Origin of the sequence: Streptomyces boluensis, assembly GCF_009908195.1 — a bacterium.
Classification (GTDB): domain Bacteria; phylum Actinomycetota; class Actinomycetes; order Streptomycetales; family Streptomycetaceae; genus Streptomyces; species Streptomyces boluensis.
In genome coordinates this window covers 1-8,804 of record NZ_JAAAHS010000326.1, presented here as the reverse complement: position 1 = coordinate 8,804, position 8,804 = coordinate 1, and the positions used below count along the sequence as shown (strand labels likewise).

The window sequence follows — 8,804 nt, the reverse complement described above, 5'->3', positions numbered from 1 at the left end:
CCCTCCTCCCCGCCCCGCACCTGTTTCAGCCGCATGCGGCCGTCTATCACGTCCGGGCCCGTGAACCCGTGCCAGTACCGATGGCAGGTGACGAAGACCGCCAACTCCCGCTCCCGCTGCCGGAGTTTCTCCACCTCCGCCTGCTCGTCGGGGCTCCAGCCGGGGGAGGCCGGGCGCTCCACCTTGCGCCAGCCGGCGACATCGCTGAAGCCGTCGAGAGGCACGACCGACCAGGGCAGGCGCTTGAGCAGGCCGTGCAACTCGGCCCGGATCTGGTGGAGTTCCGCCTGACCTGCGAGGAGGTCATCGGGGAAGTCATAGGTCTCAGCCACACCGGCAATGCTACGCCTGTTCGATTTACCGAAGCGAGGACAACGCCGCACACCTCACCCGAACGTGTGTTCCGCGCGCGGTCGAGACCGGGGCGAGCTCAGCCGGCGACCCCGGTGCAGAAGATCTGGCGCCCTCCTGAGACCCGGTTCGTCTCCAGGCAGGCCTGGGCACCGTTGTAGGACCAGGCGGAGGCAGTGTTGATGCCGTGTTCGCCGTAGTCGCCCGCGGCTCGGTGCAGCTCCAGCCCTTCGCCGTCGCGCAGGATCGCGATGTCGGTCTCGGTGAGCGGGAACAGGTCGTGCCGGTAGTTGTGGATGTTGGTGTGGTAGTAGGGCGTGTTCGGCTGGTCGTCATCGATGCACCGGACCACGCGAATGACGACGTTGTTGAGGCTGATCTCCGTGAGCACGTGGCAATGGCGAGCCGCCGCCACTGCCGCCACCGTCGATGCCGCTCCCGTCGACGCGGTCGTGGCCGCGTGGGTGGAGGCAGGGGCGGTGAGCAGGGCGAGGGCGAGAGAGGACACGGTCAGCCCGTTGCGGGCGAGGTTGTTGATCACGAACGAAGAAGTAGCGCCCGTACAGCGGCCGGAGTGCCGGAATGTGGCTGCCGGTCAGCCAGGTGGGTGAGTGGATTCACCGAAGAAACGATGGGCCGGAGCGGCGGGGGCGCCGGACGTGCCGGAGTGGGCGCGAGTCGGAGTGGGCGCGGCGGGCGGCACTGGTTTGCGTGGGGCGCCGGGGCCAGACTGGTCGTATGTGCCGAAGCATCAAGACCCTCCGTCCGCCGTCCCTGCCCGAGGAGGCCACCGAGGAAGACGTACGCGCCGCAGCCCTGCAGTACGTCCGCAAGGTTTCGGGCTTCCGGGCCCCGGCCGCGCACAACCGCGAGGTCTTCGACCGCGCCGTCGACGCGGTCGCCCTCGCCACGCAGGAACTCCTCGACGACCTGGTGGTGCGCGGCCAGAAGTGAGCCCGCGCGCTCAGTGACCCCGCGCGTTCAGTGAGTCCGCGCCGGGCGCCGCATCAGGCGCGCGGCCGCCGCGCCCGCCGCGAACAGCGCGAGCAGCGACACCGCCGTGGCGAGCCAGCCCGCGCCGAGCCAGTGGCCGCCGAACCAGCCGAGACCCACGCTGTACGCGGCCCACGCCACGCCCGCCACCAGCGACCAGGGCAGGAACTCGCGGATCGCCCGGTGCGCGGCGCCCGCGCCGAGCGAGACCACCGAGCGTCCGGCGGGCGCGAACCGCGCTACCACGACAAGCGCGCCGCCGCCCCTGGCCAGTGCCGCGCCGAGACGTTCCTGCGCGCCGGTGAGGCGGCGGGAGCGGGCGAGGGCGCGGCCGAGGCGGTCGCCGCCGCGCCAGGCCACGCGGTACGCGGCGAGGTCGCCGAGCACGGAGGCGGCGGCCGCGCAGACGCCGAGCAGCAATAGGTCGGGAACCTGGTGGGCCATCCGGTCGGCGGCGTCCACCGCGCCTGGACCGGCACTCGAACCGGCGGCCGCGGCGGTGGCGGCCGTGACGACGAGCAGTCCGCTGGGCAGCAGCGGCAGGAAGACGTCGAAGACGATCGAGACCGCCACGACGGCGTAGATCCACGGGCTGCCGGTCAGCGACCCCACACTGTCGAGCACCCGGAACTCGCCGGCCCTTCTTGAGCTTGTACGCCGCGAAATTGTCGCGGGGAGCGGCAGAGGGCGGCCTGGTCAGACAGCTGTACAGCGTACGCCTGGGCCTCGGCCGGGCTTTCGGCGGGTGCCGCACCACAGCCCACCGCCCGCACCGCAGCCCGTACCGCATCCCGTCCCGTTGCCCGCGCGGGAACCGCACACCCCGGCGAGCGTTCACCCGCGTGCCGCTTCCGGTGCGACACCCGGCACCCGCGTCCCGTACCAACAAGGAGTGCCGAGCGGTACGGAGCGAGGCGCGGACGACGAGGGTTAAGGAACCGGGACGATGGTGGCAGGGATGGTCGCCGCGCTGGGCGCGGCCGCGGTGCTGGTGACGGGCGGCGCTCCGGGCGGCGGGGGCGAGGCCGGCGAGGTCGAAGTGGTGCGGGTCGAGGCGGACTTCGCGCCGCCGTCGGCGTTCGTGAACTCGGAGGCCAAGACGTACGACATGGACCTGGTGCCCGCGGGCGCGCACATCGAGGTGGCGCAGGTCGCGGGGGCGGGCGGCAACCGGATCACGCTGCGCGTCGACGGGCTGCGGCCGGGATACGCGTACGGCGCGCATGTGCACCAGAAGCCGTGCGGCGCGCTGCCGGAGGACGCGGGCGGGCACTACCAGCACCGGCGGGACCCGGTGCAGCCGTCCCATGACCCCGCCTATGTGAACCCGCGCAACGAGGTGTGGCTGGACTTCACCGCTGATCGTGACGGGCGCGGAAATGCGGCCGCCCGGCACGGTTGGGGATTCCGTGCCGGGCAGGCCGCCTCGGTCGTGCTGCACCGTCAACAGGGCGGTGCGGGCGACCGGTTGGCGTGTTTCAGCGTGCCGTTCAGCCCGCCTGCGCGGGGGTGAGGTCGGTCCGCTCGGCCTGCTGGGCGGGCGCGTCGGCGCGGCCGCCGAAGAGGCGGTCGACGCCGAGGGCGCCGGAGCCGGTGAAGACGAGCAGCAGGAAGGCCCAGCAGTACATCGCCGCGCTCTCGCCGCTGTTCTCCAGCGGCCACAGGCCCATGGACTGGTGCACCGAGAAGTAGGCGTACGCCATCGCGCCGGAGGAGATGAACGCGGCCGCGCGGGTGCCGAGGCCGATCATCACCAGGGTGCCGCAGACGAGCTCGATCAGTGCGGAGATCCCGCCCGGCCAGCTGGCCGGAGCGGTCGTCTCGCCACCGAGGACGCCGAACAGCTTCGAGACGCCGTGGCAGGCGAACAGCAGGCCGGTCACGATGCGGAAAAGCCCCAGGGCGTACGGCTGTGCGCTGTTGAGGCGGTCGTTCATAGGGGGACTCCTTCTTCGGTCGGGGGACGGCAACCGATCGGAGGCCCTAGGTTAGGCAGGCCTAATCAATACTTGCAAGTTCAACATTCGGTCGTCCTTCGCATTCCGGTTCGCTCCCGGACGCGGTACGCAACACGGCCCGCGCCACCGCGTCCGCGTCCGACAGGGTCACCGAATCCACCCCTGGCCTCGCCCCCGCCGCCGTCACCCAGTGCACGCCCTCCGTGGGCACACCGAGCGCGAAGCGCCTGGGGTGTGGCCGGTTCTCGCGGTCCACGACGCGGTACGGGCGGGGCGTCACGTCGAGGCCGCCGGTCTCGTGGTCGGCCACCCGGTGCGGCCGGCACTGGCCGGTCCTGAGCAGTTCGGCGAGCAGCTCGTCGCCGGTGCGCCGCACGTCCGGTTCCGGCAGCCGCGCCTCGATCAGCGTGGTGGCGCGCACCGTCGAGTCCGGTACGTCGGGGGAGTACGCGGTGAATCCGTCCGCCTCGGCGCGTACCTCCATGCGCGGGCCGACCACGTCGAGGACGCCCGCCTCGACGAGCGCGGCCAGCTCCTCGATGCGGCGGCGCGGCGGGCCGATGGAGAGGAAGGCGTTCAGCGGCGTGTACCAGCGGTCCAGGTGCGCGCGCCGGGACGGGCCGGTGAGGCCGCCGTGGTCGACCACGAGGCGCAGCTCGTTGCGCAGGTCGCGCAGCACGTCGAGGGCGGACTTGACCGGGCCTGACACATTGCCGAGCGCGGCCTGCGCGGCGTCCTCGCGCAGCCGCTGGAGCAGCCGGTGCCGGAAGTCGGCGGGGCCGGTGAGGGCGATCCCGCGGAACGGGTGCGAGATCCGGTCCCAGGACCAGCGCTCGGCCTCCGTGACCCCGAACTGCCCGAGCAGGACCGCCTCCTGGGGCGAGCGGTGCGCACAGCCGAGGAAGCGCTCACGGAAGTCGCCGGACGGCCGGTCCCCGGCGCGCAGCAGCGTCTCGTAATAGACCGTCTCGACCTCCTTCGCGACCAGCGGCCATATCTCGGCCAGGAAGTCCGGCGGATCCCCGTCGGCGGCGCGCTTGCGGAAGCCCTCGATCACCGTGCCGGTGAGCACCAGGGGTTCGTGGCGCCCGTACGCGCCCTTCTCGTTGTCGCCGCGCGCCTGGTACGGCACCCCGCGCCGCGAGCCCGCGTACAGCTTCGGCTCCCGGCCCGACGGCAGATAGCTCAGGCCGTGCGGTCCGGGGACGAAGCGGCCGCCGCGGCCCGAGGTCAACAGGGCCATGTGGTCGAAGAAGTTGAGGCCGAGGCCGCGGAGCAGCACCGGGGCGCCCGGTGACAGCGATGTCAGGTCGAGGTCGGCCGGGTTGGCGGGCGGCAGATGGCGCAGGCCGTACCGCTCGGCGTGCACGGCGAGTTGCTGCTGCGCCGGGTCGGCGGTGGCGGGCAGGTGGCCCTGGGCGAGCACGACCGCGCTCAGGCCGGTCAGTTCACGGCCGTCGGAGAGCGTCAGGCACTGCGCGCCCGCGCCGCCGCCCGGCGCGTCCGTGAGCCGGGTCGCGCGGGCCCGGTGCGTCTCCACCCGTACCTGTCCGGGGGCCTGCCGCAGCACCTCGGCGTAGACCCACTCCAGGTAGTGGCCGTACTGGGCGCGGGTCGGGTACGCGTCGGGGGCGAGCGTGAACTCCGGGCGGGAGGCCGCCCACTCGTACAGGCTCGGCCCCCTGCGTATCGGCCCCTCGCAGGTCACGCTCGGGTCGGTGAACAGGGTGACCTGGGAGGCGACCGTGTTCATCAGGAGCTCGCCGGACTGCGTGGTCCGCCACACCTGGCCCGCGCCGGGCGGCGCCGGGTCCACCATGTGCACCGTGAGCCGGGCGCCCGGAGGCAGGAGCTCCGGGGCCGACGCGCACAGCCGTTCCAGGACGCTGGTGCCACGCGGGCCCGCGCCGACGACGGCGACGGAGAGTTGTGCGGTCGCGGACAATGGTGCAACCCCCGGGGCGGACGGTCGATATGACGCTCCTGCGATCACCGTTGCCGGAGTCAGCGGCGTGGCTGGTGTGCTGGAAGCGGATGGTCCGGATCATCATGCCGCCGGATCCGCCTCAGCCGAACCCCTGGGAGAGCCAACCCCCGCTGTTGTGGGCCGGATCACGCCACTTACGTCACACCTGTTTACGGCGCCTTCACGGGCTGCGCACTCCGTGTCCTTCACGTGGAGATGACCGAGTCCCGCACCCTCTCCAGGCGGGCGCCGCCGCCCCGTACCGCGCGTGCCCGGTCGAGGGAAAGGCGCCCCGAACGCCCCCGCAGTGTCAGCGTCATGAGGTGGTTGCCGAACCACGGGCCGCCCGTCCTGCGCCAGTTGACCGCCGCCCGCTCCGTACGGCCGTGCCGGGCGAAGCGGCGGCCGAGCGCGCGGCCCAGGCGGCTCCAGCCGAAGCGGAAGCCCAGCTTTATCGCCACGTGGATGGAGTTGTGCATGGGCGAGCAGGTCAGCTGCAGCACCCGCACATCGGCTCGTGGGCCTTCGTCCTGGGGCCAGGTCGGCTCCGCGATGTACGCGTGGTGCACATCGCCGGAGAGCACGCACACCGAGGCCGGGGCGTCCGGGCCGCTGCCCGCCCGCGCGATCAGGTCGGTCAGCGCGGCGAACGACGCCGGGAACGCCGGCCAGTGCTCCAGGTCGCTGCGCCGCCGCAGGTCCTCCGCGAACCGGGCCCAGCGCGGGCCGCGTTCACCACGCGCGAGGGCCGCGTTCCACCCCTCGGCCTCGTGCACCAGGTGCGGAAGCAGCCAGGGCAGTGATGTGCCGATCAGCAGGTGGTCGTAGCTGCCCGGGGCGTCCAGGGCCTGTTCGCGCAGCCAGCGCTCCTCGCCCGCGTCGAGCATCGCGCGCCGTGACTCCTCCAGGACCCGCGCGGCCCGGGTGTCCACCATCAGCAGCCGCACCCGGCCGAAGTCCCGGCGGTAGCTCCAGCGGGCGCTCGCCGGGTCCGCGTCCGCCCCGGCCGCGAAGGCGCGCAGCGCGTCGGTGCCGTCGGGGGTGCCGCGCACCGCGGCGTACACCGGGTCGGCGTCCAGCTCGTCCGGGGTGAGGTTGCCCAGGTGCTGGTAGACCCAGTACGACATCAGGCCGCTCAGGACGCGTTCGTTCCACCAGGGCTCGGCGCGCATCTCGGCCAGCCAGGCGGCGCTGGTGTTCCAGTCGTCGATCACGTCGTGGTCGTCGAAGATCATGCAGCTCGGCACGGTGGAGAGCAGCCAGCGCACCTCGGGGTCGAGCCAGGACTCGTCGTAGAGGTGGGTGTACTCCTCGTAGTCCGCGACCTCGTCGCCCGGGGGCCGGCTCAGGTCGCGGCGCTCGGCCAGCCACCGCTTCGTCGCCGGGGACGTCATGTCCGCGTACACCTGGTCGCCGAGCAGGATCAGCACGTCAGGGCGCTCGGCGTCCGGGTCCGCGGCGAGGCGGACGGCGAGGGTGTCCAGGGCGTCCGGGCCCATCGGGTCCTTCTCGCCGGTCGGTGAGATCGCCCAGCGGCAGGAGCCGAAGGAGACCCGCACCTCGGCGGCCGGTTCGGCCGGAGTGCGGATGGTGGGCGCCGGGAACGGGGAGTCGTCGAGCGGCCAGACGCGGTGTCCGTCGAGCAGCACCTCGTACGCCGTCTCCGTGCCCGGGGTGAGTCCGGCGACCGGGATCAGCGCGTAGTGGTGCCCGCCCACCTGGAAGGTGGGCGTCTCGCCCTTCGAGCCGTCGGCGCAGCGCACCTCGGCGGCACACGGCCGGTCGGCCTCCACCCATACGGTCGCCGCCGCCCCGTCCACGTAGCGCAGCAGCGGTCCCAGGCGCAGCCCGGCCATTCGATCACTCTCCTCCGTCGCCCCGTACGGTACGGAACGACGGAGGGGAGCGGGGAGGTTCCGCCTGTTGCAGGTCAGCAACCGTTGAGGATGCCCTCCAGGGCCTGCTTCTCGGCGCTGTCCACGGTCATGTCGTAGTGGTGCTTCACGTCCACCCACATGCGCGCGTAGACGCAGTTGTACGAGGACTCCGGGGGCAGCCACTCGGCCGGGTCCTGGTCGCCCTTGGACTGGTTGACGTTGTCGGTGACGGCGATGAGCTGCGGCCGGGTCAGGTCGTTGGCGAAGCCCTCGCGCTGGTCCGTGGTCCAGGAGCTCGCGCCGGACTTCCAGGCCTCGGACAGCGGTACGACATGGTCGATGTCGACGTCCGCCGCCGCGGTCCAGGTCTCGCCGTCGTACTCGGAGAACCAACTGCCGGACGTGGCCGCGCAGCTGGAGTCCTGCTCGACGTTCTCGCCGTCGCGCTTCAGGACCACCTCGCGGGTGTTGCAGGCGCCCTCCTGGGTGCTCCAGTGCGGGAACTTCTCGCGGCTGTAGCCGTCCGACGAACCCTCGGCCTGCTCGGTCAGTTCGCCCAGGTACGTACGGGCGGTGGCCGCGTCGACCGGGGTGGGCGGGGCGGCCTGCGCGGGCGTGCCGGTGAGCAGAGCTGTGGCCGTGACGAGAGCGGCCGTCGAGGCGAGCACGGCGATCCGGCGGGTACTGAGGAGCGGGCCGCGGTGCGCGGCGGTGCGTCGACGCGCGTAGACACCTGACATGCGAACTCCCTTGTCGTGGGGGGATGTTGGCCCCTTCGGGCCACGCCATGGTGGCGCTCCGGGGTTTCCGTGGGGTGAGCGCCGAGTGACAGGGTCCCGTCAATGTCACGCACACATCAAGAGTTCTGCCGTATCGTCACCGAGCCGCAGCCGTACGGAAGTTGGGGCAATCCGGGAGCACTCACCCGATAGCGGGCACCGCCCGCTCCGGCCGGGCGGCGGGCGGGGTCCCGTACGCTGGAAGCGCGTGCCGAGGTGCCGTCACGCTCGACGACGTCTCGGCGGGCCGCCCGAGCGATTGAGGAAACCTTGATCACCTTCAGCGTCACGGCGCTCGTCTTCGGCGTCGTGTTTCTCGCCGAGCTGCCGGACAAGACGGCCCTCGCGGGGCTCGTGCTCGGCACCCGCTACCGCGCCTCGTACGTCTTCGCCGGAGTCGCCGCCGCCTTCGCGGTGCATGTCGCCCTGGCCATCGCCGCGGGCAGTGTCCTCACCCTGCTGCCGACCCGGATCGTCGAGGCGCTGACCGGTGTGCTCTTCCTGGCCGGCGCGCTCGTCCTGCTGATGAAGCGGGACGAGGACGAGGAGAAGATGCGGCAGCCCGAGAACCAGGGCTTCTGGAAGGTCTCGCGGGCGGGCTTCATGGTCGTCCTGGCCGCCGAGTTCGGCGATCTCACGCAGATCATGACGGCCAACCTCGCGGCCCGTTACGACGACCCGGTCTCGGTCGGCCTCGGCGCCGTGCTCGCGCTCTGGACGGTCGCGGCGCTCAGCATCGTCGGCGGCCAGGCCCTGATGAAGCGGGTGCCGCTGCAGCTCGTCACCAAGGTCGCGGCGCTGGTGATGCTGGCCCTCGCCGGAATCAGTCTTTACGAGGCCGTGGCGCCCTGACCTGCGACGTCACGGTCGGGGTGGGGTG

General features: G+C 72.3%; 10 protein-coding genes. 3 read left to right on the top strand and 7 right to left on the bottom strand.

Translation table 11 applies throughout. The annotated features are described in order from the left end of the window. On the bottom strand, nt 1–332 hold a 332-nt coding region (locus GUY60_RS29425; RefSeq protein ID WP_161703247.1), incomplete at its 3' end, for a DUF8825 domain-containing protein. 98 nt (nt 333–430) lie between these two features. Beyond that, nucleotides 431–892: a hypothetical protein gene (locus tag GUY60_RS29420; RefSeq protein ID WP_161703245.1), complete on the bottom strand. Its 462-nt coding sequence runs from the start codon at nt 890–892 to the stop codon at nt 431–433. 197 nt (nt 893–1,089) lie between these two features. Here GUY60_RS29420 and GUY60_RS29415 point away from each other — a divergent pair, with 197 nt between their 5' ends. Next, nucleotides 1,090–1,305 carry a DUF2277 domain-containing protein gene (locus GUY60_RS29415; protein WP_161703243.1) on the top strand — a complete coding sequence of 72 codons (216 nt, stop codon included), beginning with the start codon at nt 1,090–1,092 and terminating at the stop codon, nt 1,303–1,305. Between the two features lie 27 nt (nt 1,306–1,332). On the opposite strand, the gene GUY60_RS29410 is transcribed toward GUY60_RS29415, so the two are convergent. After that, nucleotides 1,333–1,968, bottom strand: coding sequence for a DedA family protein (locus GUY60_RS29410; protein ID WP_161703241.1), 636 nt, complete (start codon nt 1,966–1,968; stop codon nt 1,333–1,335). A 322-nt stretch (nt 1,969–2,290) separates the two neighbouring features. Here GUY60_RS29410 and GUY60_RS29405 point away from each other — a divergent pair, with 322 nt between their 5' ends. Further along, nucleotides 2,291–2,857 carry a superoxide dismutase family protein gene (locus tag GUY60_RS29405; protein WP_161703239.1) on the top strand — a complete coding sequence of 189 codons (567 nt, stop codon included), beginning with the start codon at nt 2,291–2,293 and terminating at the stop codon, nt 2,855–2,857. On the opposite strand, the gene GUY60_RS29400 is transcribed toward GUY60_RS29405, so the two are convergent. The 4 genes from GUY60_RS29400 to GUY60_RS29385 form a co-directional block, all read right to left on the bottom strand. Beyond that, nucleotides 2,835–3,281, bottom strand: a complete 447-nt coding sequence (locus GUY60_RS29400; protein WP_161703237.1) for a DoxX family protein — start codon at nt 3,279–3,281, stop codon at nt 2,835–2,837. The genes GUY60_RS29405 and GUY60_RS29400 overlap by 23 nt on opposite strands. Nucleotides 3,282–3,342: 61 nt before the next feature. Further along, complete coding sequence (locus GUY60_RS29395; protein WP_161703235.1) at nt 3,343–5,247, bottom strand: FAD/NAD(P)-binding protein; 1,905 nt, start codon at nt 5,245–5,247, stop codon at nt 3,343–3,345. Nucleotides 5,248–5,474: 227 nt separating this feature from the next. Continuing rightward, entirely contained in the window at nt 5,475–7,124 is a 1,650-nt protein-coding gene (locus tag GUY60_RS29390) for an alkaline phosphatase D family protein (protein ID WP_161703233.1), read from the bottom strand. Nucleotides 7,125–7,198: 74 nt separating this feature from the next. After that, complete coding sequence (locus GUY60_RS29385) at nt 7,199–7,885, bottom strand: HNH endonuclease family protein (RefSeq protein WP_161703231.1); 687 nt, start codon at nt 7,883–7,885, stop codon at nt 7,199–7,201. Between the two features lie 309 nt (nt 7,886–8,194). Here GUY60_RS29385 and GUY60_RS29380 point away from each other — a divergent pair, with 309 nt between their 5' ends. Continuing rightward, a complete protein-coding gene (locus GUY60_RS29380; protein ID WP_161703229.1) occupies nt 8,195–8,776 on the top strand; it encodes a TMEM165/GDT1 family protein in 582 nt (193 codons plus the stop codon). Nucleotides 8,777–8,804 lie beyond the last annotated feature (28 nt).

Bases quoted from the DNA above. Each gene is read 5' to 3' on its own strand.
- GUY60_RS29415 (WP_161703243.1), top strand. From the start codon at position 1,090: ATGTGCCGAAGCATCAAGACCCTCCGTCCGCCGTCCCTGCCCGAGGAG.
- GUY60_RS29405 (WP_161703239.1), top strand. From the start codon at position 2,291: ATGGTGGCAGGGATGGTCGCCGCGCTGGGCGCGGCCGCGGTGCTGGTG.
- GUY60_RS29400 (WP_161703237.1), bottom strand. From the start codon at position 3,281: ATGAACGACCGCCTCAACAGCGCACAGCCGTACGCCCTGGGGCTTTTC.
- GUY60_RS29390 (WP_161703233.1), bottom strand. From the start codon at position 7,124: ATGGCCGGGCTGCGCCTGGGACCGCTGCTGCGCTACGTGGACGGGGCG.
- GUY60_RS29385 (WP_161703231.1), bottom strand. From the start codon at position 7,885: ATGTCAGGTGTCTACGCGCGTCGACGCACCGCCGCGCACCGCGGCCCG.